Source organism: Nocardia cerradoensis NBRC 101014, from assembly GCF_000308535.1.
Lineage (GTDB): Bacteria > Actinomycetota > Actinomycetes > Mycobacteriales > Mycobacteriaceae > Nocardia > Nocardia cerradoensis.
The window spans coordinates 25,757-51,595 of sequence record NZ_BAFW01000002.1 but is presented as its reverse complement, the minus strand read 5'-3'; the positions used below and the strand labels follow the sequence as shown (position 1 = coordinate 51,595).

General features: G+C 67.4%; 20 protein-coding genes. 5 read left to right on the top strand and 15 right to left on the bottom strand.

Translation table 11 applies throughout. From position 1 onward, the window contains the following. Positions 1 to 125: 125 nt before the first annotated feature. The 13 genes from ON23_RS00485 to ON23_RS00425 form a co-directional block, all read right to left on the bottom strand. The gene (locus ON23_RS00485) at positions 126 to 1,934 is read right to left on the bottom strand and encodes an alpha/beta hydrolase-fold protein (RefSeq protein WP_039775184.1); all 1,809 of its coding nucleotides are present in this window, start codon (positions 1,932 to 1,934) and stop codon (positions 126 to 128) included. A gap of 233 nt (positions 1,935 to 2,167) precedes the next feature. Then, on the bottom strand, positions 2,168 to 3,097 hold the full coding sequence (locus ON23_RS00480) for an alpha/beta hydrolase (protein WP_036497019.1): 930 nt from the start codon (positions 3,095 to 3,097) through the stop codon (positions 2,168 to 2,170). Between the two features lie 491 nt (positions 3,098 to 3,588). After that, positions 3,589 to 4,671, bottom strand: coding sequence for an alpha/beta hydrolase (locus tag ON23_RS00475; protein ID WP_051041756.1), 1,083 nt, complete (start codon positions 4,669 to 4,671; stop codon positions 3,589 to 3,591). Between the two features lie 272 nt (positions 4,672 to 4,943). Then, positions 4,944 to 5,954 carry an alpha/beta hydrolase gene (locus tag ON23_RS00470; protein ID WP_039775182.1) on the bottom strand — a complete coding sequence of 337 codons (1,011 nt, stop codon included), beginning with the start codon at positions 5,952 to 5,954 and terminating at the stop codon, positions 4,944 to 4,946. 282 nt (positions 5,955 to 6,236) lie between these two features. Further along, a complete protein-coding gene (locus ON23_RS00465) occupies positions 6,237 to 8,195 on the bottom strand; it encodes an arabinofuranosyltransferase AftB family protein (RefSeq protein WP_051041745.1) in 1,959 nt (652 codons plus the stop codon). A gap of 4 nt (positions 8,196 to 8,199) precedes the next feature. Continuing rightward, entirely contained in the window at positions 8,200 to 9,147 is a 948-nt protein-coding gene (locus ON23_RS00460) for a decaprenyl-phosphate phosphoribosyltransferase (protein ID WP_039775180.1), read from the bottom strand. Between the two features lies 1 nt (position 9,148). Beyond that, positions 9,149 to 9,682 (bottom strand): phosphatase PAP2 family protein, encoded by a 534-nt coding sequence (locus tag ON23_RS00455; protein WP_036497096.1) that lies wholly within the window; start codon positions 9,680 to 9,682, stop codon positions 9,149 to 9,151. A 62-nt stretch (positions 9,683 to 9,744) separates the two neighbouring features. Continuing rightward, positions 9,745 to 11,700, bottom strand: a complete 1,956-nt coding sequence (locus ON23_RS00450; RefSeq protein ID WP_039775178.1) for a glycosyltransferase — start codon at positions 11,698 to 11,700, stop codon at positions 9,745 to 9,747. A gap of 37 nt (positions 11,701 to 11,737) precedes the next feature. Then, complete coding sequence (gene glf / locus ON23_RS00445) at positions 11,738 to 12,940, bottom strand: UDP-galactopyranose mutase (protein WP_039775177.1); 1,203 nt, start codon at positions 12,938 to 12,940, stop codon at positions 11,738 to 11,740. Positions 12,941 to 13,213: 273 nt separating this feature from the next. Next, on the bottom strand, positions 13,214 to 13,723 hold the full coding sequence (locus tag ON23_RS35660) for a hypothetical protein (protein ID WP_051041744.1): 510 nt from the start codon (positions 13,721 to 13,723) through the stop codon (positions 13,214 to 13,216). Positions 13,724 to 13,733: 10 nt separating this feature from the next. Beyond that, positions 13,734 to 14,333 carry a hypothetical protein gene (locus ON23_RS00435; RefSeq protein WP_051041743.1) on the bottom strand — a complete coding sequence of 200 codons (600 nt, stop codon included), beginning with the start codon at positions 14,331 to 14,333 and terminating at the stop codon, positions 13,734 to 13,736. Between the two features lie 93 nt (positions 14,334 to 14,426). Then, entirely contained in the window at positions 14,427 to 15,062 is a 636-nt protein-coding gene (locus ON23_RS00430; protein WP_039775172.1) for an NAD(P)-dependent oxidoreductase, read from the bottom strand. Positions 15,063 to 15,068: 6 nt separating this feature from the next. Then, entirely contained in the window at positions 15,069 to 16,040 is a 972-nt protein-coding gene (locus ON23_RS00425) for an EamA family transporter (RefSeq protein ID WP_083903586.1), read from the bottom strand. A 114-nt stretch (positions 16,041 to 16,154) separates the two neighbouring features. Here ON23_RS00425 and ON23_RS00420 point away from each other — a divergent pair, with 114 nt between their 5' ends. After that, positions 16,155 to 16,655, top strand: a complete 501-nt coding sequence (locus ON23_RS00420) for a MarR family winged helix-turn-helix transcriptional regulator (protein WP_039775170.1) — start codon at positions 16,155 to 16,157, stop codon at positions 16,653 to 16,655. Between the two features lie 88 nt (positions 16,656 to 16,743). On the opposite strand, the gene ON23_RS00415 is transcribed toward ON23_RS00420, so the two are convergent. Beyond that, a complete protein-coding gene (locus ON23_RS00415) occupies positions 16,744 to 18,321 on the bottom strand; it encodes a SpoIID/LytB domain-containing protein (protein ID WP_051041742.1) in 1,578 nt (525 codons plus the stop codon). Between the two features lie 308 nt (positions 18,322 to 18,629). Here ON23_RS00415 and ON23_RS00410 point away from each other — a divergent pair, with 308 nt between their 5' ends. Continuing rightward, positions 18,630 to 20,855: an N-acetylmuramoyl-L-alanine amidase gene (locus tag ON23_RS00410; RefSeq protein WP_051041741.1), complete on the top strand. Its 2,226-nt coding sequence runs from the start codon at positions 18,630 to 18,632 to the stop codon at positions 20,853 to 20,855. A gap of 128 nt (positions 20,856 to 20,983) precedes the next feature. Here ON23_RS00410 and ON23_RS00405 read toward each other — a convergent pair whose 3' ends face one another. Continuing rightward, on the bottom strand, positions 20,984 to 21,787 hold the full coding sequence (locus ON23_RS00405; protein WP_051041755.1) for a Cof-type HAD-IIB family hydrolase: 804 nt from the start codon (positions 21,785 to 21,787) through the stop codon (positions 20,984 to 20,986). A 172-nt stretch (positions 21,788 to 21,959) separates the two neighbouring features. On the opposite strand from ON23_RS00405, the gene ON23_RS00400 reads away from it, so the two are divergent. The 3 genes from ON23_RS00400 to ON23_RS00390 are packed head-to-tail and all read left to right on the top strand — an operon-like array spanning position 21,960 to position 25,838. Beyond that, positions 21,960 to 22,937, top strand: coding sequence for an ABC transporter permease (locus tag ON23_RS00400; protein ID WP_036497008.1), 978 nt, complete (start codon positions 21,960 to 21,962; stop codon positions 22,935 to 22,937). A gap of 13 nt (positions 22,938 to 22,950) precedes the next feature. Then, positions 22,951 to 23,955, top strand: coding sequence for an ABC transporter permease (locus ON23_RS00395; RefSeq protein WP_051041754.1), 1,005 nt, complete (start codon positions 22,951 to 22,953; stop codon positions 23,953 to 23,955). Further along, positions 23,952 to 25,838 carry an ABC transporter ATP-binding protein gene (locus tag ON23_RS00390; protein WP_083903585.1) on the top strand — a complete coding sequence of 629 codons (1,887 nt, stop codon included), beginning with the start codon at positions 23,952 to 23,954 and terminating at the stop codon, positions 25,836 to 25,838. The genes ON23_RS00395 and ON23_RS00390 overlap by 4 nt, the downstream gene beginning before the upstream one ends. Position 25,839: the final 1 nt, after the last annotated feature.

Genomic DNA, 25,839 nt, shown 5'->3' with positions numbered 1-25,839 from the left:
AGTTCGCTAAAGGCTAGAGCTTCTTCCAAGGCCTAGCAGGTCGCGCTCCAGGTTAACGGCAACCGGCGCGGACAGGGATCCCATGGCCGGAACCCTCATCAACCACTTAAAGGTGATTTATCGCCCTAGGCCCCGTGCACCTCGGGGGGTTTGCCGTCGCGCACGACGACGAATCCGGTCTGGAAATTCTGCTGGACGCCGCCGGGCACCGGGAACTCGTCGCTGATCGGGTAGCCGAGCTTGCCGTTCTCGAAGCCCTGCTGGCCCCACGCGTCCATGATCGGGCCGTTGCGTACGGCCCACGCCCCGGAGAGCGGACTCCAGTAGATGGTGCCGCTCTCGAATTTGCTGTAGCGGCCCAGATCCTTGGTCGGCTGCTCCTCGGCCGCCGGGAAACCGAGCCAGCTGTTCTCGAAGCCCAGCTGCGCGTACTTGCCGAGGATCAGGCCCTGCACCCGATGCGCCCCCGTCTTGTCGCTGAAGTACATCGGCCCGCCCTGGAAGCCCTGCACCACGCCGTCCTTGTTCGGCGTCCTGGCCTCCGGGCCGGTGGGGTAACCGGCGGGGCCGCGTTCGAAGCCCTGCCGCTCCCATTCGGCCAGAATCGCCCCGCGGATCACCTGGGCGCCGGTCTGCGGCGACCAGTACACCGAACCACCCTGGAAAGTCTGGAAGCGGCCCTGCCCGTCCGGCAGCGGCTGTTCGGCGTAGGTGGGCAGGCCCAGCGGGCCGCCCGGTCCGCCCGTGGCCTGATAGGTCCCGCCGATCGCCCCCGCCACGGCGTGGGCGCCGGTGGCCTGCGACCAGAACATCCGGCCGCCCTTGAAGTCCTGCGCGCTGCCGTTGGTCACCTGGTACTCGCCGGTGACGCAGTCACCCAGCCACTTGTCGATCTGCACGGCCGCGGCGACCGCGCCGTTCACCGCGCACGCCGGTTTGTCGGCCTCCACGCCGAGCGCGGCCGCGGCCTGCGGCCACGACTGACGCATCTCGAAATCCCAGTACGGCCACGAATGTGTACCGGAGGGGCGGTAATTGGCCTGGACCGGAATCGACAGCTTGTTCAGCTTGTCGACGAAGTTCTGACTGGTCAACCGGGACAGCATCTCCAGGCCCATCCCGGCGTAGTTGGTGCTGATGCCCGGGATGTCGGAAGGCTTGTCGTAGGCGCCCGTGGTGCCGCTGCCGGCGGAGACGTACATGCTGATGCCCTTGAGCTTGGGCGCCAGCTGGTACGGATCATGTTCGGACCACTCCGCATTCGTCGGCGGCCCCCACATGGCGTTGGCGTCGAATCCACCGGCGTCGCGCATCGCGAACATGATCGCCTGTGGCATACCGACACTCGTGGTGGTCAGGAAACCCGAATAGGAGGCCGCGTACTTCACCCAGCCGGGATTGCGCCCGGCGAGGAACATCGCGGCGGTACCGCCCATCGAAAGACCCTCCACGCCATGCGCATCGGTGGCGCGCCACTGGTTCTCGAGCAGCGGCGGCAGCTCCTTGGTCAGGAAGGTTTCCCACTTGTAGTTCTTGCCGTTGTCCTGCTGCACCCAGTCGGAATAGAAGCTCGACTGGCCGCCGATGGGCAGCACCACGGTGACGTTCTTGTCGGCGTAGAAGTCGACGGCGCCGGCATCCTTGGTCCAGCCACTTTCGTCGTCCTGGGCACGCAGGCCGTCGAGCATGAACAGCAGCGGGAATCGCGCGTCCGGGCGGGAATTCCAGTCCCGGGCCAGCAGCAGTTGCACCTGGACCGGCGAACCCATGGACGGCGAATTCACCCACAGCGCGACGCGGCGTTCGGTCAGCCAGACGACCTTCTCGACGGTCGCCCCGGCCGGGGCCGGCACCGCGGCGGGTTCGGCGGAGGCCGGGAGCGGTGCGATGGTGATCCCGGATGCGATCGGCAGGATGACCGCAGCGGCCAGCATCGCGAGTCGCCGGCGACCCCGGCGGCCGCGACGAACCGTCCCCCGTCTACCGCATACCACACCTGCCACAGGAGTGTTGTACCGCGCCGAGACCGCTCGAGGCGGTAGGACGCGCGGACAGCAAACCTGAGAAATGCCAGCGCACAAGGCAACCTGAGGCCGCCCGCAACACATCGGCGCCGCGCAGATCGGATCTGCGCGGCGCCGATTTCAGTTGCTGTCGCGGCCCTTGATCAGGCGTTCAGTGCGGCCAGGATGCCCGTGCGAGCCTTGGCCAGCTCGTCCTGCCAGTAGAGCCAGGCGTGGGTGCCGGTGGGCGGGAAGTCGTAGGCGGCCGGAATACCCAGCGAGTCCAGTCGAGCCTTGAACGAGTGGGTGCTGACCATCGAGATCAACTCGATGCCCATGGCGTTACCGGTGTTGAACGCACCGACAAGGCCGTTCGGGTGGTCGTACTGACCCGGCAGACCACTGGCGGCCGAGATGTACATCGGCAGACCGCGCAGTTGCGGCGCGAACACCATCGGGTCCGAACGCAGCCACTGCGGGCTCCACGGCGCGGCCATCGAGTCGACGTTGAAGCGGCCGGCATCGAGCATCATCACGCGAATCGCCTCGCGCATACCCGGGGCGTTCCAGTTCAGCGGGCCGGAGAAGGAGGCCGCGTACTTGAACTGGTCACGGTGGAATGCCGCCAGGCGCAACGCCGCCGGCCCACTCATCGACAGACCGGCGACCGCGTAGTTGGTCCGCTCCACGCCGTAGTTGCTGAGGAAGTCCGGAAGTTCCTTGGTGAGGAAGGTTTCCCACTTGTAGGTGAACTTCTGGCCGTTGGTGTTGCTCGGGCCCTGCCAGTCGGCGTACCAGCTGGACTGGCCACCCACCGGCATCACCAGGGTGACGTTGTCGTTGCCGAACATCTGCTGGGCGTTGGTCTCGAACGACCACGCGTTGCGGTCGTCGCGAGCACGCAGGCCGTCCAGCAGCAGCAGTGCGGCGTTACCGCCGTTGCGCGCCCACTGCACCTGCACCTTGATGGGGCCCATGCTCGACGGAACCATCAGTTCGTCGTAGCCGCCCGCGGGTGTCTGATGCACGGGTGCGTGAACGGGAGCGGCGATGGCGGCCGGAGCCATGATGCCCGCCGCAATCGGGAGTGCCATCGCGGCACCCGCAGCGAGAAGTCGTGTGCGCCAACCACGCTGAGCGCCTCGCCGCCCTCTGGGGGCTGACTCCGGCGCGAGCGCCGAATGCGAAACCGGCGCGGCCGACCTGCCGAAACGCATGGATACTGCTCTCTTTCTGCTGCTGTCTGCTGTTGTCGCCGCGCCACGACCACTTCCGTCAGCGACGGCATGATCTGCGCCCACGTCGAACCCGACCTTTCGACATGAGCGACGCCGCGGCTACGAACGGTCACACTTGCGCTCGCTGGACGATATTCGACCGCCCAATCGTTAGCAACACGGACCCCGCCGGGTGGCTGAAATCCGCCCGTGCGCCATTCGTAATCGTGCAGTGACCCTATCGCGTCCGCACGGAAATGACAGCGTGAAATGACGAATCAACTACTGCGCCGGTGAATTTCACCAGGAAACGCCCAACATGCCACGGGCCCCGGCGGTTTCGCCGGGGCCCGAGATGTCGCGGATGTTCAGCCGATATTCGCCGAAAGGTCCGGAATCATCCGGTATGCCTCGGCTTGCCAGTTGAACCAGTCGTGCACACCGGCATTCGGGAACGAATACACCGCGTTGCTCGCGCCCAGCGTCGCCATCCGCACCTGGAAGGCCCGGGTATTCGCCAATGCCAGCACCTCCAGCGGCGCACCGCGCATGATGTGGTCGGCGGCGGCCGGCAGTGGCAGGCCCAGGTCCTCCTGCGACGGCACACCGCTGCCGGCCGCGATCCAGAGCCGGGTGTTGTTCGCGATCAGGCGCGGCGCGAAAACGAACGGGTCCATTCGCAACCACTGCGGGCCCCACGGCGGAGCCATCGAATCGACGTTGTAACCGCCCGCGTCGATCATCGCCATCCGAATCGCCTCACGCATACCGGGGGCGGAAATGTTCAGATAGCCCGAGAACGATCCGGCGAAGCTGAACTGGTCCGGGTGATACGCGGCCAGCGTCAGCGCGGCGCTACCACCCATCGACAATCCGAATGCGCCGTTGCGGCTGGCCCGGAACCCGAGCCGATCACGCAGGGCATTGCGCAACTGGCCGGTCAGGAACGTCTCCCAGTCGTAGCGATAGTCCTTCCCCGGCCCGCCCAGGAATGCCTCGGTCGCACCGGATCCGGTGTTGACCGAACCGAAATTGCTCGGCGGGGCGCCGAAGAACGAGCTGGGCGCATTCCAGTCCGCGTAGAAACTGGATTGGCCGCCGACCGGCATCACGACGTTGATATTCCAGTCGGTCAGGACCTGCGCGACATTCGTCTCGATCTCCCAGCCGTTGAGTGTCTGCGGGGCCCGCAAACCGTCGAGCGCATAGACCACACGATCGGTGTTCCCGTCCTTGGCCCGGAAAACCCGGGACTTGACCGCACCCATGACCGGGGAATCCACCCAGAAGTCGAACCCCGACGGGTCGAATGCCGCCGACGCGCTCGCGCCGTTGCCGAATACCGAAACTCCCAGTGGCAGCAGCAGTGCCAATGCCATGCCCAGAGCCGAGCGCCTGAGCCACGAACCGGACCTATCTCCGAGTGACGGCTTCCTATGCGCAAATCGCATCGACACGACCTTTCACCTGAAGCGGCAGTCGCACCCGATCCCACACCGTACGAGCCACCGCTCATTCCGGACAACACAGACACAAGCGTTCCGGCGAAGGCACTCGCCGCGGTACTGAGGGTTCTTCGATACCAATCGAGTATCGGTGATCCGGAAGCGCGACCGAATGATTCAACACGGAAATAGTCCGAAAGGTGATCTGCGGCACACTCCCGATATACGACACAGCCCCGCGGCGGAAGTCCGCCGCGGGGCTGCGAGTCGTGCTGATATCAGCCGATATTGGCCGACATATCCGGGAGCATCCGGTAGACCTCGTCCTCCCAGTTGTGCCAGTTGTGCACACCCACGTTCGGGAAGTCGTAGGTGACGTTGCCGGCGCCCAGGGTCATCATGCGCACCTGGAAGGCGCGGGTGTTGGCCAGCGCCAAGGCCTCCAGCGGTGATCCCTGGATGATGTCGAGCGGGGCGACCGCGTCCTGCGGCGACGGAATGCCGCTGCCGGCCGCGACCCACAGCCGAGTGTTGTTGGCCTTCAACCGTGGTGCGAACACGAACGGATCCATCCGCAACCACTGCGGGCCCCACGGCGGTGCCATCGCGTCGATGTTGTACCCACCGGCGCTCAGCATCGCCACGCGCATGGCCTCACGCATACCCGGCGCCGAGATGTTCAGATAACCCGAGAACGAGCCGGCGTAGCTGAACTGGTCCGGGTGGTACGCGGCCAGCGTCAGGGCGGCGCTACCACCCATCGACAGGCCGAAGACGCCGTTGCGGTGCGAACTGAAGCCCATCCGCGCGCTCAGGGCGTTGGGCAGATCCTGGGTGAGGAAGCTTTCCCACTTGTAGGTGTTGACCTTGCCCAGCGTCTCGTTGTAGTTCGAGGAACCGGTCATCGCGGAGCCGGTCGAGGCCGAACCGGACGAGCCGACCGAACCGGTATCGATGCCGAAGAAGTTGCTCGGCGCGTTCCAGTCGGCGTAGAAGCTCGACGGACCGCCGACCGGCATCACCACGTTGATGTTGGCGTTCACCAACGCCGGGATGATGTTGGTTTCCTTCTCCCAGCCGCTGATGTCGCCCTGGGCGCGCATACCGTCGAGGGCGTACACCACCCGTCCGGTATTGCCGTCGGCCGCACGGAAGATGCGCGACTTGATCGGGCCCATCGCCGAATCGACCCAGAAGTCGATACCCGTCGGATTGAACGCCGCGGCCGCATGTCCGGCCTCTGCCACCGACACCCCGAACGGCAGCAACGTCGCCAAGGCAACGCCCACCGCGGACCGCTTGAGCCATCCGGTTCGATGAGGCGCCGACGGCTGCTGCGACCGTCTCCGACGTCTCTGCTGCACCCATCGCACAGTCACGCCTCGCATACCCTGTCCGGCCTTTCCCGTAGCGCGGCCCGTCCGACCGCTGTTCTTCTCTGCGAATGATCACCCGTGCGCATGCGGAGATGCGCCCCCGACGGACGTCCGTCACCGAGCGTATCGTGAAATCGATACGTCGGCGTTATCAAACCGAGACTAATACACGACTTCTTCGTTGCCGTCGGCGGTCTAGTTCGGCACCGGAGGCGGTGTCGTCGGGTCCACCAGGCGGCAACGCTGGATCTCGTATTTGGGCACCCGGTCGATGCGGTACTTCGCGAAATGCAGCGACTGGATGACGTTGTGCTTGAACCGATCCCAGGTCAGCGGCGCTCGATAGGAGGCCAGCAGGTCCTGGGTGGCCGGGCACGACAGCGCGGTCCGCGCCTGACGTACCCACTTCTCGTCGAGGAACCACGGCATCCACGGATGCTGGTCGACCATACCGGTATCGACGATCACCCAGTCGGGATACAGGTTCTTGTCGTGTCCGATACGTCCGTCGGCCAGCCGGTCGGTATGGGCGGCCAGCGGATACGCCAGGCCCTCCTGGTCGATGACGCGCACGCTCAGCGGGACGTTCATGCTGGTCATGCCCAGATTGAGGAAGTAGACGGTGTGCCCGTACCCGCCGGGCGGAATCGGCAGCGGCGGTGGCGCGACGTACCACATCATGAACGACGGCGAGTTGATCAGCAGTCCGCCGTCCGGCGTCGCCGCGATGTCCTGCAGCATCGCCCGCATGCGCGGGTAGTCCAGATAATCCTCGGCCAGGACCGGATGGTCGTGCCCGCTGTTGAGGACGTAGTAGATCCGCTCGTCCACGATGCCCGACGCGCTGATCTGCCCGCCCGAGGTGTCGGCGGTGGTATTGGCCGCGAACAGCGCCCACCCGGCCGTCCCCAGCCAGGCGATCAGCGGCAGGGCGAACGACCACCGCAGCCATGCGGAACGGTCCCCGACCGGCAACCGGACCGGCAGCACCGACACCGGCAGCAGCAGGCAGAACAGCTGCGGCAGCAGCATGCGGCCGTGCATGAAGTCGCCGCCCACCCGCATGTTGAACAGCACGAGCAGCAGGCCGCCGCCGACCATCAGGGTCACCACCGCGGCCGGGGAGCGCAGCCACCGCCGCAGCCGGACCCAGCGCCCGGCCTCGGCGGCAACAACAGTGGCGCCGGTCGTCCGGCGTCTGCCGCGCAGCAGCACGGCGGTCACCACGACGAGGATCAGCAGCGGAATCCACAGGTAGTACGGCCCGATCAGATCCCACAGATATTTCAGGCCCTGACCCCATTTGGCGCCGCCGGCCTCCTTGGCCACCGCGGTGTTCGGATAGGGCAGGCCGTAGTAGCCCATGCGCCAGATCTGATAGCCGACCGGCACCGCGCCGCCGACCGCCACCAGCAGCGCGCGAATCAGCACCGGGCGCAACCGGGTACGCGGCACCGGCGCGCAGAACAGCATGAGCAGGGCCAGACCACCGATGACGGTCATCTCCGGCCGGACCACCCAGCACAAACCGGCCCAGAAGCCGGCCACGAGAAGTTGTGCCAGGCCGGGCTTCTCGTCCTGACTCCAGCGCAGCAGCAACCACCACAGCACGCCGAGCCAGAAGATGACCAGGCAGTTCTCCAGACCCGAGGTGGCGTAGTCGCGTGCCGGCGGAACGGCGATGTAGACCAGCGCACCGGCGGGCAGCAGCAGCGTCGGCGCGGTAGCGGTGAACGGGCGCCACAGCCGCGCCGAACCCACCATGGCGAAGACGACGGCCAGCAGCGAAAGGGTCAGCGCGACAAACAGGCTGACATATTCGAGCCGGGCGTCGCTGACCCAGCCGAAGAACCAGATCACGTAGGTCCAGGCCGCGCTGGTGTTGGTCTCCACCCGCTCGCCGGCGTTGAAGACCGGGCCGTTTCCGGCCAGCAGATTGCGCACGGTGCGCAGGACGATCAGGCCGTCGTCGGCGATCCAGCGCCGTTGCCAGGCACCGATACCGAACAACGCGACGGTGACGAGCACCCCACCGACGAATACCGTGCGGGAGAGCACCGAAAAGCGGCGCGCGGCATCGCCGTCGCGCTGTAGTGCGCGATCGGACGACTCCGCGTCTGCCCCCTCCCCGTGTTCGTCTCCCGCTACCAGCATCTCGTCAGGTGAGATAGACAGCGACACCTACCGCTCCGATCCAGGCGATGGCCAGGAGCTGCAATATGCGATCCCCCAGCGCGATCTCTTCGGGTTCCCCGGCCTCGCCGCCATCGACGTCGACCGCGTAGCGCAGGACTGCGATGGTAAACGGAATCATCGAGATTGCGAACCACTGGGTGTGCTTGTGATCGGTTTCGAAGGCCCACAACCCGTAGAAGACCACCACCGCGGTGGCCGACAGGGTCCAGATGAAGCGCAGGTAGGTGGGTGTGTAGTACTGCAGCGACTTGCGGATCTTGGCGCCGGTGTCGAGCGCGATCTTCAACTCCGCGTAGCGCTTACCCGCCGCCATGAACAGCGAGCCGAAGGCCATGATCAGCAGGAACCACTGCGAGAGCCGGATGTCGGCGGCCGCGCCACCGGCGACCGCGCGCAGCAGGAAGCCCGAGGACACGATGCAGATGTCGAGCACCGCTTGGTGTTTCAGGCCGAAGCAGTAGGCCAGCTGAATGCCGATGTAGACCGCCATCACGACGGCCAGATGCCAGGACGCCAGGAACGAACCCGCGATCGAGCCGATCAGCAGCACCGCCGAGAGCGAGTACGCCAGGTTCACCGGCACGATGCCGGCCGCGATGGGCCGGAACCGCTTGGTGGGGTGGGCGCGGTCGGCCTCGACGTCGAGCGCGTCGTTGACCAGGTAGATCCCCGAGGCCGCCATGCAGAACACGACGAACGCGATCGCGATATGGGCGACCACGGTCGCATCCGCCAGCACGTACGCACCGGAGACCGCGTCCTTACCGGCGGCCAGCGGCGCCGCCAGCACGAGGACGTTCTTCACCCACTGCCGTGGCCGCACGGCTTTGACGATTCCGCCGGCCAGCGTCTTCGGCGGACCCTTCAGGACGGCTTCGTCGAGGTCGGTGCCGGTCGGCTCTTCACTCATATCAGCGAGGGTTCTTTCCTGTGCGGTCACTGGCGAATCTCTTTTCGGCGGCTAGCACGGCTGCGGCGGATGCCGCACCCAGAGCGGATCCGGCGAGCACGTCGGAGGGATAGTGCACTCCCAGAACGACCCGGGAGAGCAGCATCGGCGGCACGAGCACCGCAGGCAAGGGTAGCCCGGTCAACTTCCCGAGCAACACGGCCGCCGCCGTCGTGGAGGTGGCGTGCGAGGACGGGAAGCTCAGTTTGCTCGGCGTCGACACGTTGACCTGCACCGATGGGTCGTGCGGGCGCGGTCGGCGGACGATGCGCTTGATGACGACCGAGGCGGCGTGCGCCCCGAAGGCGCCGACCGCGACGCCGGCCCACTGGCGCCGGCGGGATTTGTCGACCAGTGCACCGGCGGCGCCGATGGCCATCCAGCCGAGCGCGTGCTCACCGAAGTGCGACATCCCGCGCGCGGCCTTGATCACCGGCGGCGTGCCGATGGCGCCCTGCACCGCGTTGAGGATCTTGACCTCGGCGGGCTTGGACACCTCGGGGTCCGCCACCACCTGCAGATGCGGGGCGCCTGCCGGATCGGAGGAGGCTGGGGCGGTCATTTGTCCTCACTAGTGTTGATTCCGAACGCGTTCTCCCAGGCCGCCGTGCTGGTCAAGCGGGCGTGTGCGGCACGGTACCGCTCCCGCAGCTCCGGGAATCGGGCGGCCAGTTCCCGGCGCAGCCGCATCGCCTCGGCGAACAGCTCCCGGGCCTGACGCGGATCACGCTTGCGGTACACCACACCACGCCCGTCGGCTGTGGTCACGGTAACCCCGTCGACCTGCGAGAGCAGGAACCAACGCGCGTCCAGGGTCGGGACGTTCAACTGCGGGCGGTCGTGATGTTCGGTCTTGGCCTTGCGCAGATTGTGCACCACGCCCTTGCCGAGCCGGACGACCTTCGCCAGCGGATTCGACGGTTCACCGACCGCCCCCACATCGGCGCCGCTGGGCAGCGGCAGGTCCGTCGAGGAGCCGACGATCACCGCATCCGGGAATTCCTTCCGCATCGCGGCGACCTGCCCCAGGGCCGTGGGCAGCAGTTCGAACAGCTTGTCCGGCCCGGCGAGAAAATCGCGAATCGCCTGGTTCTGAATGGCGACCGTCGAATATTCCAGGCACAGCAGATGTTTCAGCGTCGCCTTGACCGTGTTCACGATCATCGGGCGGCCGTCGTTGCCGAGATGCAGGGCCGCGACCACCAGGCGGTTGCGCAGGTGGAAATAGGCCTGCCAGTCGATGGCGTCGTCCTTGTCGCTCCACGCCATGTGCCAGACCGCCGCACCCGGCAGCGTGACCGTCGGATATCCGGCCGCGCGGGCGCGCAGGCCGTATTCCACGTCGTCCCACTTCAGGAACAGCGGCAGCGGCTGACCGATCTGCTCGGCCACCACGCGCGGGATCACACAGGTCCACCAGCCGTTGAAATCGACATCGATGCGCCGGTGCAGCAGTTTGGAATTGTCGCGGTCGCGCAGCGGATACTTCGAGAAATCGTGGTCGTATTCCACATTCGGCGCCGCGGTCCACATCCAGATACCGCGGTCGACCACCTCGCCCATGGTGTGCAGATGCGAGCGCTCCTGCAGATTCAGCATCTGCCCGCCCACCAGCGTGGGGGTGCGGGAGAAACGGGCGAAGGCCAGTGCGCGCAGAATGCAGTCCGGCTCGATCTCGATATCGTCGTCCATGTAGACGATGTATTGCGCGTCCGTGGTTTTCAGCGCCTCGTACATGACGCGGCTGTAACCACCGGAACCGCCGAGATTCGGCTGATCGTGAATCGCGAGCCGATCGCCGAGAATCGCGGCCGCCTCGGCGAAACCGGGTTCGTCGACGGCCTTGCGATTGCCCTGATCGGGAATGATCACGGCCGCGATCTTCTCCAGCACGAGCGGATCCGAGCCGAGGGCCGCGAGGGTGTTCACACAGTCGGTGGGCCGGTTGAAGGTCGGCATGCCCACCGCGATGCTGCCCTCGCCGGGCGCCTCGATCGGCGCGTACCAACCACCGCTGCGCAATTCGACCGCGGAATCGGTGGTGATGTCGAACCAGATCCAGCCGCCGTCCTCGAACGGCGCCAGCTCGACCTCGAATTCGACCGTGGTCACATCGGTCGGTGCGGTGATCGATTCACGGCCCGCCGTGGTCGTCGCGAATTCGTTACCGCGCACATGGATTCGGGAGCCGTCGGCCTTGGAGCGGTAGACGTCCACCCGGCCGTGCCCGGACAGTTCCAGGCGCAGCACCACCGATTCCAGAATCGTCCAGCGCCGCCAGTAACTGGCCGGCACGGCATTGAAATAGGTGCAGAACGACACTTCGGATTCGGCGCCGATCGAGAGCGAGGTGCGCGTGGGAGCATGAGCGCGCCGAGCGTTCGTCGCCGATTCCTCCAGATACAGCGTCCGCACATCCAGCGGCTCGCCGGGGCGAGGCAGAATGATGCGCTGCAGCAGGGATTTCGCGCGGGTCTCGGTGCTCATATCCTCGAGGGTCACTTGTGCGGTCATTTCACTTCCTGCATCCGCGGTACGGGCCGGTGGCACATTACTCGGAATCGCCGGCCGTGAGCGGTGCGCCGGATTCCAGATGCGGGCGCAGCACGTTGTCGAAGGTGCTCAGCGCGCTGCCGATGGCCATATGCATGTCGAGATACTGGTATGTGCCCAGACGTCCGCCGAAAATCACCTTGGCCGTGGCCGTTTCGTTCTTCGCCCGCTCGCGGTAGGCGAGCAGTTTGGCGCGGTCCTCCGGGGTGTTGATCGGGTAGTACGGCTCGTCACCGGACTGCGCGAAGCGGGAGAATTCGCGCATGATCACGGTTTTGTCCTCCGGATAGCTGTCACGCTCCGGGTGGAAATGGCGCGGCTCGATGATGCGGGTGAACGGCACATCGGCATCGTTGTAGTTCATCACCGAGGTGCCCTGGAAGTCGCCGGTCTCGAGCACTTCGGTCTCGAAATCGATGGTGCGCCAGCCCAGTTCGCCCTCGCTGTAGTCGAAGTAGCGGTCCAGCGGGCCGGTGTAGACGACGGGCGCGTCCGGATTCTGCGCGCGGATTTCGTCGCGAACCTCGAACCAATCGGTGTTCAGGCGCACCTCGATCAGATCCGATTCGGCCATCTTCTCCAGCCAGGCGGTGTAACCGTTGGCCGGCAGACCCTCGTAGGTGTCGTTGAAATAGCGATTGTCGAAGGTGTATCGCACGGGCAGCCGGGTGATATTGCCGGCGGGCAGTTCCTTGGGGTCGGTCTGCCACTGCTTGGCGGTGTAATCGCGGACGAACGCCTCGTAGAGCGGGCGGCCGATCAGCGAAATCGCCTTTTCCTCGAGATTCGCGGCATCCTTGGTCTCGATCTCGGCGGACTGCTCCGCGATGAGCGCGCGCGCCTCCTCGGGACCGAAATAACGTCCGAAGAACTGCGAGATCAGCCCCAGACCCATCGGGAACTGGTAGGCCTGTCCCTTGTGCATCGCGAAGACCCGATGCTGGTAACCGGTGAACTCGGTGAACTGATTGACGTAATCCCACACTCGCTTGTTGGAGGTGTGGAACAGGTGGGCACCGTATTTGTGGATTTCGATTCCGGTTTCCGGGTCCGCCTCCGAATACGCGTTACCGCCCAGGTGGTAGCGGCGCTCGATCACGAGCACCCGCTTACCCAGCAGGTTGGCGGTGCGTTCGGCAACGGTCAGCCCGAAGAATCCGGAGCCGACGACGATCAGATCGTAGGGAGCTGCGACGGTCACGGGAGCCCAGCGTAGCCGTAGCGGGTCATCGCGTCTGCACGCCGTAGGTCTCGCCGGCGGGGATGGTGGTCACGGCCGTGCGCGGACCGGGACGGGTAGCGGAATATCGCCGCGAAGGCCCGGACAGTGTTTACCGCACGGTCACCGGCCGGTCGACAACCGCCGTCCGAGCCCCCCGGTGGACTCGGCCGGGAGGCATGCGGCGAACGCGACCGGGTGTCTGCGGAGACGACACCGGCGCGGTCGTCCGGTCACTCGGTAACAGGGGGGTATTCAGTAATAGGGGTATACAGGGGCCGGTGGAACGTGAGTTTTCACAGTTCGGGCGGCGATCCACCGTCCGGTCGAGCTCATCGCGGCGCACACGAGCGTGGGGAGCTCGACCGCGAAGAGGAGCGCGAGCATCACAGCGAACCCCACCACATCGGACTTCTCGACGCCGCCCCCGATCGCGGCGACGACCGGGAAAACGGGGACTACCAGCAGCACCAGTGAGGTCACAGCGACGACGATGAATCGTCCGGACTTTCGCCGGCACAGCAGAAGTATCGCGCCGACGAGAAACAGCGAGGACCGCGAGCCGAAGATGATCAAGGCGACGAGATCCTCCGTCGAGCCGTCTCCGCTCCGGCGATCCTGGCGGGTCGCGATCGCCCCGAGGACGGAGAACACGGTCAACGCGATGCCCTGCAACAGCGCCGATACCCCCGCGGTGATCGCCGTTCCGCCGCCCGGCTTCGGTGCCGGCGGGGCGTAGGCGGGCTGCATATACGGATACGCCACGTCCGCCTTCTCAGTACGGATACGGAGGCTGGCCGTAGTACGCGACGGGCGGATAGGCGGACATGCCCACGCCGCACCACCGCTTCGCCGAACCGGACAGCGTCAGGCTCAACATCAGCACCGCGAACAGCAGTCCGACGATTCCGCCGATCGACGCCGCGGGCACGCCGTTGGCCAGCGACATCACGATCCCCGCGAGACCACCGAGCAGTCCGAGCGAAGACAGTGCGACCAGCATCACCCGCCCGGCGTTCTTGTGGTTCATCAGCATGATTCCGCCGACGGCCCACAGCAGCGCGATCACGCCGTCGACCGCGGCCATGATGTAGAAGATGTCGGCCGAACCGCTGTTGTGCGAACGGTAGGAGCCGTAGGAGTGGCTCACACTACTGGCCGCGCTGAGCAATCCGATGATCCCGAACGCGGCCAGCAGCGCCAGCAGGAGTGCGAAGACTCCCGCGGTGATCGCCGCACCCCCGCTCGGGCGCGGCTCCTGATAACCGTAGGGCGCATAACCCGGCGCCGGATATCCCGCGGGCGGATACCCGGGCGGGTAGCCCGCCGGCGGATAGCCGTTCCCCCCGTAGCCGGGCCCGTACGGATAGCTCATCGGCTCCCCCTTCTCTCGGGCAGGCACTCTACCGCCTGCCGGCGCCGTCGGTACGAGGTGAACCCATGTCCGAGAACGTGTTCGGTCCGGGATTCAGTACCCGACGGTGAAGCGGGTGCGGGTGTGGCGCTGCTGTTCGGCCTCGTCGAGGAGGGCGACGGCGAGGTCTTCCATCGAGATGTGCGAGGTGCCCGTGCTGTCGGTGATCAGTTCGTCGGCGCCGACGCGGTAGGTTCCGCGGCGTTCACCGGGCTCGAGCAGGGCGGGCGGGCTGAGATAGGTCCAGTCGACATCGGTTGTCGCGCTGTGGAACACCTCTCGTTGCGCGTGGCAGGCCAGGGCGATCGGACGCCAGTCCGGCGGGAAGTCCGGCTGTTGCATGACGGTCGTGCCGGCGCCGGGCACGAGCAGATCGCCCGCGCCGCCGACGACCAGCAGGCGGATTCCGGTGCCGCGCAATCCCGCCAGCAGTGCCGCGGCCACGTCCGCCAATTCGTATTCGCGCCCGGGTCGCGGCCGAGTCGCGCTGATGACCGCGTCGCTACCGGCGGTGACATCCTTCACCTGGGCCGGATCGGTGGCGTCGGCGGTGCGGAAGCTCGCCGCGGCGGGCAGATCGTCCGAACGCTCGCCGCGTCCGACGGCGGTGACCTCGTGGCCGCGCGACAGCGCCTCGCGCACGATGCGGCTGCCCGCGATTCCCGCCGCGCCGAAAACGGTGATATGCATGGTTTTTCACTCCTCGATCGATGAAAGTTGCCGTGGGGCGGCGAGTTCGGGTGCGTCGGTGACCGACGGCGAGAGCGGCTCCGAGTGCTCGGACGGCGGCTGCGCCCGATCGCCCACCTGTCCCAGCACCGTGCCGCCCAGGGCGATCGCCATGCCCAGCACCTGCAGCGGAGTCAGCGACTGGCCGAGCGCGAGCCAGCCGATCACCGCCGCGGAGAGCGGACTGAGCAGGCCGAGGAAGGCGACGGACGTTGCCGGCACCCGAGCCAGACCGCGGAACCAGAGGGCATAGGCGGCCGCGGTGCCGAGCACCCCGAGATAGAGGTATCCGCCGATCGCCGAGGCGTCCAGCGCGGGGGGCGCACCCTCGGCGATCAGCGCCAACGGCAGCAGCACCACGCCGCCGGCGGTCAGTTGCCAGCTGGTGAACGCCAGCGGGCCGACACCTTCGGGCCGTCCCCAATGCCCGGTCAGCACGGTTCCCGCGGCCATCGATGCCGCACCCGCCAGCCCGGCCAGCACACCGATCGTGTCCAGGGAGGCATTCGCCCGCAGCACCACCAGCGCCACCCCGAGCATGCCGATCGCTCCGGCGAGCAGCTTGCGACCGCTCGGCCGCACCCGCAACAGCACCGCCGCGAAGCCGAGCGCGAACAGCGGTGCGGCCGAACCCAATACGGCCGCCACGCCGCCGGGCAGCCGGTACGCGGCGAGGAACAGCAGCGGGAAGAAGGCGCCGATGTTGAGCACGCCGAGCAGGGCGGCACGGCCGATCCAGCGGCCGCGCGGCAGCACCCGGGTGGCGCCCAGCAGCACCAATCCGGCCGGGAGGGCGCGCATCAGCGCGGTGAACATCGGCCGCTCCGGCGGCAGGAATTCGGAGGTGACGGCGTACGTCGTCCCCCACACCAGCGGCGCCAGACCGGTGATCGCGAGGATCGCGGCAGTCGAACCGCGGGCGGCGGCGGTACGTGTCATGACGGTATCTCCTCATTGATAATCTCAACGTTGAGATAATCGGACACCAGAGAGTGTCTTGATGTCAAGTATCTGAACGTTGAGATATTCTGTTTCGCATGGGAGGAGAGCGCCGTGAGCGACGCCGTGGACCGGATCGTCGCGGACTGGGGTCGCGTCCGCCCCGACCTCGATGTCTGGCCGACCCACGTCATCGGCCGGTTGAAGCGCATGGGCCGCCGGCTCGAGCGTGAGATGAAGGAGTTCTTCGCCCGCTACGGACTCGAATACTGGGAATTCGACGTGCTGTCCACGCTGCGCCGCTCCGGTGGGCCCGACGGCCTCACGGCCGGAGACTTGATCAAAGCCACCATGGTGACCTCGGGCGCGATCACCAATCGCATCGACCGCATGGCCGCCAAGGATCTGGTCCGCCGTGTTCCCGACGCGAAGGACCGGCGGACCATCCGCGTCCAGCTGACCGACCACGGCCGTGAGGTGATCGACGAGGTCATGCCACTGCACGTCGACAACGAGATCCGCCTGCTGTCGAGGATGAGCCGGACCGAACTGGACCAACTCGCCGACCTGCTCCGCCGGCTCTCCGAATCACTGGACGACACCTCGCTGGGTTGAGCGAGGGTGGGCCCACGTCGCGCCCGGCTCCGGCCGGGGACGACGGCACACCCGGCTGTGCCGGTCCGGCGAGCGAAGCGGTCCCCCCTTATTCGGGTCGGGAAGCCGCGGCGGCCGGTGCGGTTGCCGTGTGGTCGGGCGCCGCGATCCCCGCGGCGGGCGGGTCGGCGGGTGAGCCGGTCGCGGCAGCCGGAGTGCCGGCCGGGTCCGCCGGGCCGGTCCGCGCCTCCAGCCCGGTAGGAGCCGGTGGCGGGGTGGGAGTCGCCGCCGTTCCCGGAGAGTGCGTCCCGCCGGGAGCCGCGGCCTGCGCTCCGGCGTTCTCCCCCGCGCTCTGGCTCACCTGCGGCGCGATCTGCAGCAGGCGGGCGTAATCGACGATCTGGGCGCCGAGGGTCGGGGTCGCGATGATGACGCCACCCTGGTACAGCCGGAAGGTTCCGACCTTGCCGGGCAGCAACGACTCCGGGCCCATCGGATCGCCCAAAGGCCCTGCCGCGCCGCCGCTTTCGGCATACTTAACATCGATGGCGGAATTACCGCGAACCGCTTGCTCGGGTACCGCCGGCGCGGGTGCGGCCGGAGCTTCGGGCACGGCCGGCGCGGCCTCCAGCTCGGCGGGCGTCGGCCCGACCTCGAGGGTGGCGATGTCGATCGGCTGCCCGCCGCCGGGCGCCGCCGAATACTCCGTGCGCAGGATGTGGCCGTCGCGCAGGAGGACCTGGCCCGCGGTGGCGTGGACCGCGTCGGCCGTGCGCGGATCCTCCTTGTCGGTGCCGGGATACATCTGGCAGTCGGTGGTGTCGCAGGTCTGGGCATACGGGTAGCGGTGTTCGGCCAGAGCGTACGAGCGGGCCGCGATCGCCTGTGCCCGCAACGCTTCCGCACCACCCTTGTCGGCCCAGTCGGCCTCCATCTCGGCCGGGACCACACCGAGCAGATAGTCCTCGACGTCGAGCTGGTTCACCGTCGCCGGGTGACCGCCGTCCTGCGTAACCCCCAGTGCCCCACGGAAACTCGATCCGTCGCACACCTTCAGATGTTCGGCCTCGGGCCGGTCGGGACCGGCGTCGGCAGGGTAGGCCCACGGGTCGTCGGTGGAACCCTGCCACAGCACATCACCGTCACAACCGATGGTCACCACGACGTTCGCGCCGCCGTCGGGCGTCGGGGTCAGGTGCGCGGCCTGTCCCGCCACCACCCGCCGGCCGGCGACGGTCAGCCCGGAATCGGAGTACACGTCGAGCGTTTCGTTGTCGTAGACGGTGAGCCGTACCCGCACCGTGGTCGGCTCGATCGTCCCGAGCTGGGCGCCCGGATAGTAGTGCGCCAGGATGCCGTCGGCCGTCGCGCCCGCGGTGGCCTGGTCGAACGCGCCGACCTGGCTCATCCCGCGCCCGTGTCCGGGACCCGCGGCCGCCTGATAGGCGGCGTTGCGAGTGCCGGAACCGAACATCGGCACCGCGAAGGCGACGACGATCCCGCCGGTCACCGGGACCACGAGCAATCCGAGCAGCGCTGCGCGCCGGATGTGCCGACGACGCAGCAGTTCACCGTGCCGACGCCGGAGCCGGCTCCGGAATCCGGCGACCACCCCGTCCACCGGTGCGCTGTCCGAGCGATCCGGCGGCGGCGCGGCGCCGGTGGGGGCGGCTTCGGTCCGGGTCATCGAACCCTCCTGTGGTGTGCGGACAGCGGCCGTCGGGCGTCGCGGCGCGCACTCGGGCGACGGTGAGCCATCGTGCCTCCCAACGGGTTCGGCGAGCCGGGTGGTCGATCGAACGCACCGCTCGCTCGGCATGTCCCGACTGTGCGTAGCTACTGGAAAGTTACATTCGAGCTATCCTATGCCTAATCCTCAACCAAAGGTTTAGATATGTGGCATTTGGGACTAGTGTGACCATCGATCCGTCAGGAATCAACCCCGCGCGCCACCCAGTTCCACGCTGACGGTCACCGGTTCTACCTGAATGGGAGATGCTCGTGCCGTACCGCCGCCCGAAACGTTCCGTCGTCCTGCCCGTGGTCGCGACTCTCGCGGTTGCCGCCCCACTCGCGACGCTGACACTGCACGACTCTTCCGGCTATCGCCCAGCAGGTGATAGCGATCTCGCCGCGATACCCGCGCAACTCGCCGAGGTGGCCTTGGCGTCCGCCCCCGACATCGTGTTGCCGCTGCGCGAACTCACCGGGCTGAACCTGCCCGATCTGCGGCTGTCCGACCTGCGGAAGCTCCCGCTGCCGAAGTCGATTCCCGTGCCGCCCGGCCTACCCGCCCCACCGGGCGTGCAGCTACCCAGCGAGATTCCGCTACCCCAATTCGGTGATCGAACGACCACCACACCGAGTCCGACGCCGTACGCCGGACCGGTCACCCCGCAGGCTCCCGCCCCGGCCGCGACCCCCGCACACGCCGGCCCCGGCTTCATCGCCGCCCCGCTCGACCCCGCACAGATTCCGGGCACCGACCCGGCCGCTCCCGCCCTGTCCCCCGGTGCCGTACCACCGGATATGGCCGATCAGGTCGGTGCGGAAGTCAAGGAACTGACCCGGGACACGCCCTTCAGCATGGTCGCGCTGACCGCGAAGGAACTGGCCGACACCACCTCCCTGATTCGCGCCCAGCAGGCCGACGGCACCTGGGGCCCGTGGTTCCCGACCGATCGGGTCGACACCGGTCGCAGCGATCACGCGGCCGCCCCGGCCCGGACCGGTACCGAACCGATCTATGTCGGCGAGACCAAGGCTGTTCAGATACTCACCACCCACAGGGCGATCGCGCCGGACGCCGGACGCTCCGACGATCGGGCGCAGCAGGCCGCGTCGCAACTGTCCGCGGTGCTGATCGATCCCGGCCGCGGCGCGATCGACGACAATCTGACGTCGGTCGCCGCACCGCTGCCGGGCGGCGGGCCGAAGGTGATCAGCCGCGCGCAGTGGGGCGCCGACGAATCGCTGCGCTGCGAGGAACCCACCTACGACGACGGGCTGGGCGGAATCACCGTGCACCACACCGCCGGTCGCAACGACTACAGCAAGGCCGAATCCGCCGGCATCGTCCGCGCGATCTACGCGTATCACGCCAAGACGCTGGGCTGGTGCGATATCGGCTACAACGCGCTGGTCGACAAGTACGGCCAGATCTTCGAGGGCCGCTACGGCGGCCTGGACCGCCCGGTCGAGGGCGCGCACGCCGGTGGTTTCAACGAGAACACCGCGGGCGTGGCGATGATGGGCGATTTCGAGACCCAACCGCCCAGCGACGCCCAACTCCAGGCCACCGGGCAGTTCGTCGGCTGGCGGGCCAAGATCGCGGGACTGGACCCCGAGGGCCACACCACCATGTACTCCGAGGGCACCGACTACACCCCGTACGCCGAGGGTGCGGCGGTGGACCTGCCGATCGTGTTCGCACATCGCGACGTCGGCAACACCACCTGTCCCGGCGACGCCGCCTACGCGCGCATGGACCGGATCCGCGAGATCGCCGCGGGGGTCGCCGCCGGCACCGCACCCGCGGCCCCGAAAGACCAGGCTCCGAAAGATCAGGCTCCGAAAGACCAACGGGCGCACGCGGATCTGGCGGCTCTGGCGAATCTGACCACGCACCTGCTGAGCATGGTCGACAAGAACGCCATCGCCACCTACTGGGCGGGACAGGGCGGTCCGGACGGACGCCTCGGTGCCGCATCCTCCGAACCGACCCCGACCGGGGACGGCGGCCAGTCCGCCACATTCGTCAACGGGTACGTCTACGCGGCGCCCGACGGATCGATCGTCGAACTGGCCGGCCAGATCCTCGACCGCTTCGTCCAGCTCGGCGCCGAATCCGGAGCGCTCGGAACGCCGCTGCGCAACCCGTATCCGGTTCCCGGCGGCCGGCGGGCCGATTTCCGGCTCGGCTCGTTGATCCTCGACACCGCCACCGGTGTGGTCACCACCCTGCTGAAACACGGTGGGGCACAACCGGGCCCGGCCGGCGAGCCGATTCCGCAGGCACTGCCCGCCGCGGACGCCCCGGCCCCGCAGGCGGTTCCGGACGCGGGACCTTCAGATCCGCAAGCACCCCCCGCACCGGATGCGCAAGCACCGGCGGCCCCCGCACCCGAAGCGCCGAACCCGGCCGTACCCACACAAGAGGGGGCGCTGCACGGAGCAACACCCGAGTCCGCTGCGGCGGCGCCGGAGGCGCCTGCGGGCTGAGGGGTGGTGCCGAGAGGTCGCAGCACCCCGAATTTTTCGTGCAAACCTCCATCCGAATGCGCGAAACCTGCTCGAAACGGCGAGGTTTGCACGATCAGTTCAGGACCAAGCCAACCGACGGACGCCCCCTAGCTCTCCCACCAGCGCTCGAGCACTCGCGCCACGCCGTCCTCCGCATTGGAGGCGGTGATCTCGTCGGCGGCGGCCTGGGCTTCGGGGTGGGCGTTGCCCATCGCCACGCCGTGGCCGGCCATGCGGAGCATCGGCACATCGTTGGGCATATCGCCGAAGGCGAGGATCGCCGCCGGGTCGACCCCGAGCCGCTCGGCGACCACGCTCAAGCCGGCGGCCTTGGTGATACCGGGCGCGGACAGTTCGATGAGCCCGTTGTTGGTGGAATAGGTGATGTCGGCGCGTCCGGCCAGGTGGGGTTCCAGGGCCGACTGCATCTGCGCGCTGGGCGTCCCGCGCAGCCGGATCAGCATCTTGATCGCCGGCGCCGAGATGACCTCCTGCCGCGACACCTGGGTGTCGTCGGGATTCAGCCAGGCGTGTTCGTACTCGGGGGAGCTGACGAATTGCGGCGTCGCGGCATCGTGCGCGCTGGAACCGACGCGCTCGGCGGCCAGTCCGCAGCCGGGCAGCACCCGCTCGGCGAGGTCGGCGATCCACGCCAGACTCTCCACATCCAGCGTGCTGGTGTGCAGGATGCGGTCGGCGGCACTGTCGTAGATCACCGCGCCGTTGCCGCAGACGCACAGCGGAGGAAAGCCGAGCCCCTCGATCACCGGATCGATCCAACGCGGCGGACGGCCCGTGGCCAGCACGAACGGCACGCCGTCGGCGATCAGCGCGGCCACTGCGGTACGGGTGCGCGGCGTCACCCGTTCCCATTCGTCGAGCAGCGTGCCATCGACATCGGTGGCCACCATCTTCGGCTTCGGCAGACGCGTCACCTATTCCATCCTGCCCGAAATTGCGGCCCGGCTGTAATCGTTTGCCCGCGCCCCGCCTGCGAGCGGGCCGGAAGTGGTGCACGATGTCACCGGTGGACTCGAGACCATTCCCTATGATCAGGGGCTAGTAACCGACCCGAGGGGACCGATGACCGGCTTTCTGCTACGACGTGCGCTCAACTATGTCGTGCTGCTGGCGCTGGCGTCGTTCCTGGCCTTCAGTCTGGCGTCGCTGACATTTCGCCCGCTGGACAGCCTCGAACAGCGCAATCCGCGACCGCCGCAGTCGGTGATCGATGCCAAAGCCCACGAACTGCATCTCGACCAGCCCATCCCGCAGCGCTACCTCACCTGGGTCGGCGGCGTGGTGCACGGCGACTTCGGCACGACGCTGACGGGGCAGCCGGTCAGTCAGGAACTGCCGCGCCGGATCGGGGTCAGTCTGCGGTTGCTGATCGTGGGCTCGGTCGTCGGAACGGTCCTCGGTGTGCTGATCGGCGCGGCCGGGGCGATCCGGCAATATCGCTTCACCGATTACTTCACGACGATTATTTCCCTGCTGGTGCTCAGCACGCCCGTATTCCTGTTGGCCACGCTACTGAAATACGGTGCGCTGGAAATCAATTCGGCCACCGGTCAGCAGATATTCCTGTATACCGGCGAAACGTCGGCCAATGCCGTGCACGGGGTGTGGAATCAGTTCGTCGACCGGTTACAGCACATGATCGTCCCGACCCTCGGCCTCGCCCTGGGCGCGATGGCCGGTTACAGCCGCTATCAGCGCAACGCCATGCTGGATGTGCTGCAGAGCGATTTCATCCGCACCGCGCGGGCGAAGGGACTCACCCGGCGCCGCGCACTCTACAAACACGGTCTGCGCACCGCGCTGATTCCGATGGCGACCCTGTTCGCCTACAGTCTCGGCGCGCTGATCACCGGCGCCACCTTCACCGAGAAGATCTTCGGATGGCACGGCGTCGGTGAATGGCTGGTCGACGCGATCAATGCGCAGGACATCTACATCGTGGTGACCGTCACGGTGTTCGCGGGATTCGTGGTGCTGGTATCGGGCCTGCTGTCCGACATCGTGTATGCGATTCTGGATCCGCGGGTGCGGGTCGGATGATCGGGGCTGGACTGTGACCGAAACCGAGATCATCGCGCAGGGTGCGCCGGAGCCCGCGGCGGCCGGGCGCCGAAAGCTGGTGTGGCGCAGGTTCCTCCGCAACAAGCCGGCCCTGGTCGGTGCGGCCGTGCTGATCATCATGCTGATCGGCGCCTTCGCGATACCACCGTTGCTGTCCTACGACTATCAGGAGCGCGACCCGTACGCGCTGTTGCAGCCACCCTCGCCGCAACATTTGTTCGGCACCAACGAGATCGGCCAGGACATGCTGGCCCAGACCCTGCACGGGTTGCAGAAATCGCTGATCATCGGCATCTGCGTGGCGGTGCTGACCTCGCTGATCGCGGTCACCGCGGGGTCGATCGCGGGTCTGCTCGGTGGCTGGACCGACCGGGCGATCATGTGGCTGGTCGATCTGCTGCTGGTGGTGCCCAGTTTCATCATCATCGCGATCTTCGCGCCGCGCACCAAGGGCAGCAGTTCGATCCTGTTGCTGATCGTGCTGCTGGCCGGATTCAGCTGGATGATCAGCGCCCGCATCGTGCGCGGATTGACGATGAGCCTGCGGGAACGCGAATTCGTCCGAGCGGCACGGTACATGGGCGCGTCGACGCGTTCGGTGATCGTGACCCATATCGTGCCGAATATCGCGTCCATCCTGATCATCGACACCACCCTCGCGGTCGGCGCGGCGATCATGTCCGAAACCGGTTTGAGCTTCCTCGGATTCGGCGTGCAACCGCCGGACGTGTCACTGGGCTCGCTGATCGCCTTCGGCACCAAGTCGGCGCTGACCTTCCCGTGGTTGTTCCTGTTCCCGGGTGGTTTCCTGATCGCGATCGTGCTGTGCGCCAACCTCGTCGGCGACGGCCTGCGGGATGCCTTCGACCCGAGTTCCAAGAGGGCGCGGGCGGGCCGCAAGGCCGGCAAGCGGGACAAGGCGCCGCGCGGAAAGTCGGCGCGGACCTCCGGTGCCGGTCCGGATGAGCAGTCGGACAAGAGGATTGAAGCGGCATGACCGATCGCACCACCGAATCCGCCGACCGCGCGGACTCGCGCCGCGCTACGACCGCGCCCCTGCTGGAAGTGTCGGACCTGCATGTGTCCTTCCCCGGCGAGGAGGGCCGCATCGACGCCGTGCGCGGCGTCAACTACACCGTCGCCGACGGTGAGGTGCTGGCCATCGTCGGCGAGTCGGGTTCCGGTAAATCGGTGTCCTCGCTGGCCGTGATGGGGTTGCTGCCCGATCAGGCCCGCATTCGCGGCTCGATTCGCCTGCGCGGCAGGGAATTACTCGGCATGGGCGACAAACAGCTCTCGGCGCTGCGGGGCACGCGGGTCAGCATGGTCTTCCAGGACCCGCTCTCGGCGCTCACCCCGGTCTACCGGGTCGGCGATCAGATCGCCGAAGCGCTGGTCGCGCACAAGAAGATGAGCAAGTCGCAGGCCGCGGACCGGGCGGTGGAACTGCTCGATCTGGTCGGCATCCCCGAACCGGCGGTGCGTGCCAAGGCTTTTCCGCACGAATTCTCCGGCGGTATGCGCCAGCGCGTGGTGATCGCGATGGCGATCGCCAACGATCCGGAACTGATCATCTGCGACGAACCGACCACCGCCCTGGATGTGACGGTGCAGGCGCAGATCCTCGACCTGCTGCGCAAGGCCCGCGACATCACCGGCGCCGGCGTCATCATGATCACCCACGACATGGGGATCGCGGCCACACTGGCCGACCGCGTGGCCGTGATGTACGCGGGGCGAATCGTCGAGAACGCCCCGGCCGCAGAGCTGTTCAACTCACCGCGGATGCCCTACACCGTCGGCCTGCTCGGTTCCATCCCGCGGATGGACGGTCCGGCCCGCGCGCCGCTCATCCCGATCGTCGGCGCTCCCCCGCCCATGCACGCGCTGCCGCCGGGCTGTCCCTTCGCGCCGCGCTGCCCGGTCTCGATCGACGACTGCCTGGCCGCGGAGCCGCCGCTGCAGGAAACCGCGCCCGCGCACCGGGCCGCCTGCATCCGCACCGCCGAAGTGGGGACCGCGGAACTGTTCGCCGCCTACCGCCACGACACCGACAGCGTGGCCGCGGCGGAACCCGTCGATTCCGATGTGGTGCTGCGGGTTTCGGGTCTGACCAAGACCTTCCCGGTCACCTCCGGTGTCGTCTTCAAACGGCGCACCGGTGAGGTGCGCGCGGTCGACGGTATCGATTTCGCGGTGCGTAAGGGACGCACGCTCGCACTCGTCGGCGAATCCGGATCCGGGAAATCGACGACGCTGAGCCAGATCATGGACCTCGCCCAACCCGAGGCGGGCACGATCGAGGTCTTCGGGGCAGATGTCGCGACGCTGAGCAAGCAGCGCAAACGCGATATCCGCCGCAGGTTGCAGATCGTCTTCCAGGATCCGTCCTCCTCGCTGGATCCGCGCCTGCCGATCTTCGACGCCCTGGCCGAACCGTTGCGGGTCGACGGCCGGTCCCGCGACGAGATCCGCAAGCGGGTACCGGAATTGCTGAAGCAGGTCGGACTGCGCGCCGAACACGCCGACCGCTATCCGGCCGATTTCTCCGGTGGGCAGAAGCAGCGCATCAATATCGCGCGGGCGATGGCGCTGGATCCGGACATGCTGGTGCTCGACGAGCCGGTGTCCTCGCTCGACGTGTCCATTCAGGCCGGAGTGCTGAACCTCCTGCGGGATCTGCAGGCCGAACGCGGTCTGTCGTATCTGTTCGTCTCCCACGACCTTTCGGTGGTCCGCAATCTCGCGCACGATATCGCGGTCATGTATCGCGGCAAGATCGTCGAATCCGGGCCGGCCGAGCAGATCTTCGCGGCGCCGCAGCACGAGTACACCCGCGCGCTGATCGACGCGGTGCCCCTTCCGGTCGTCGCACGCTAGG

Bases quoted from the DNA above. Each gene is read 5' to 3' on its own strand.
- ON23_RS00400 (WP_036497008.1), top strand. From the start codon at position 21,960: ATGACCGGCTTTCTGCTACGACGTGCGCTCAACTATGTCGTGCTGCTG.
- ON23_RS00435 (WP_051041743.1), bottom strand. From the start codon at position 14,333: ATGAGCTATCCGTACGGGCCCGGCTACGGGGGGAACGGCTATCCGCCG.
- ON23_RS00390 (WP_083903585.1), top strand. From the start codon at position 23,952: ATGACCGATCGCACCACCGAATCCGCCGACCGCGCGGACTCGCGCCGC.
- ON23_RS00405 (WP_051041755.1), bottom strand. From the start codon at position 21,787: ATGGTGGCCACCGATGTCGATGGCACGCTGCTCGACGAATGGGAACGG.
- ON23_RS00430 (WP_039775172.1), bottom strand. From the start codon at position 15,062: ATGCATATCACCGTTTTCGGCGCGGCGGGAATCGCGGGCAGCCGCATC.
- ON23_RS00460 (WP_039775180.1), bottom strand. From the start codon at position 9,147: ATGAGTGAAGAGCCGACCGGCACCGACCTCGACGAAGCCGTCCTGAAG.
- ON23_RS00450 (WP_039775178.1), bottom strand. From the start codon at position 11,700: ATGACCGCACAAGTGACCCTCGAGGATATGAGCACCGAGACCCGCGCG.
- ON23_RS00485 (WP_039775184.1), bottom strand. From the start codon at position 1,934: ATGCTGGCCGCTGCGGTCATCCTGCCGATCGCATCCGGGATCACCATC.
- ON23_RS00475 (WP_051041756.1), bottom strand. From the start codon at position 4,671: ATGCGATTTGCGCATAGGAAGCCGTCACTCGGAGATAGGTCCGGTTCG.
- ON23_RS00480 (WP_036497019.1), bottom strand. From the start codon at position 3,097: ATGGCACTCCCGATTGCGGCGGGCATCATGGCTCCGGCCGCCATCGCC.
- ON23_RS00415 (WP_051041742.1), bottom strand. From the start codon at position 18,321: ATGACCCGGACCGAAGCCGCCCCCACCGGCGCCGCGCCGCCGCCGGAT.
- ON23_RS00410 (WP_051041741.1), top strand. From the start codon at position 18,630: ATGCTCGTGCCGTACCGCCGCCCGAAACGTTCCGTCGTCCTGCCCGTG.
- ON23_RS00425 (WP_083903586.1), bottom strand. From the start codon at position 16,040: ATGACACGTACCGCCGCCGCCCGCGGTTCGACTGCCGCGATCCTCGCG.
- ON23_RS00465 (WP_051041745.1), bottom strand. From the start codon at position 8,195: ATGCTGGTAGCGGGAGACGAACACGGGGAGGGGGCAGACGCGGAGTCG.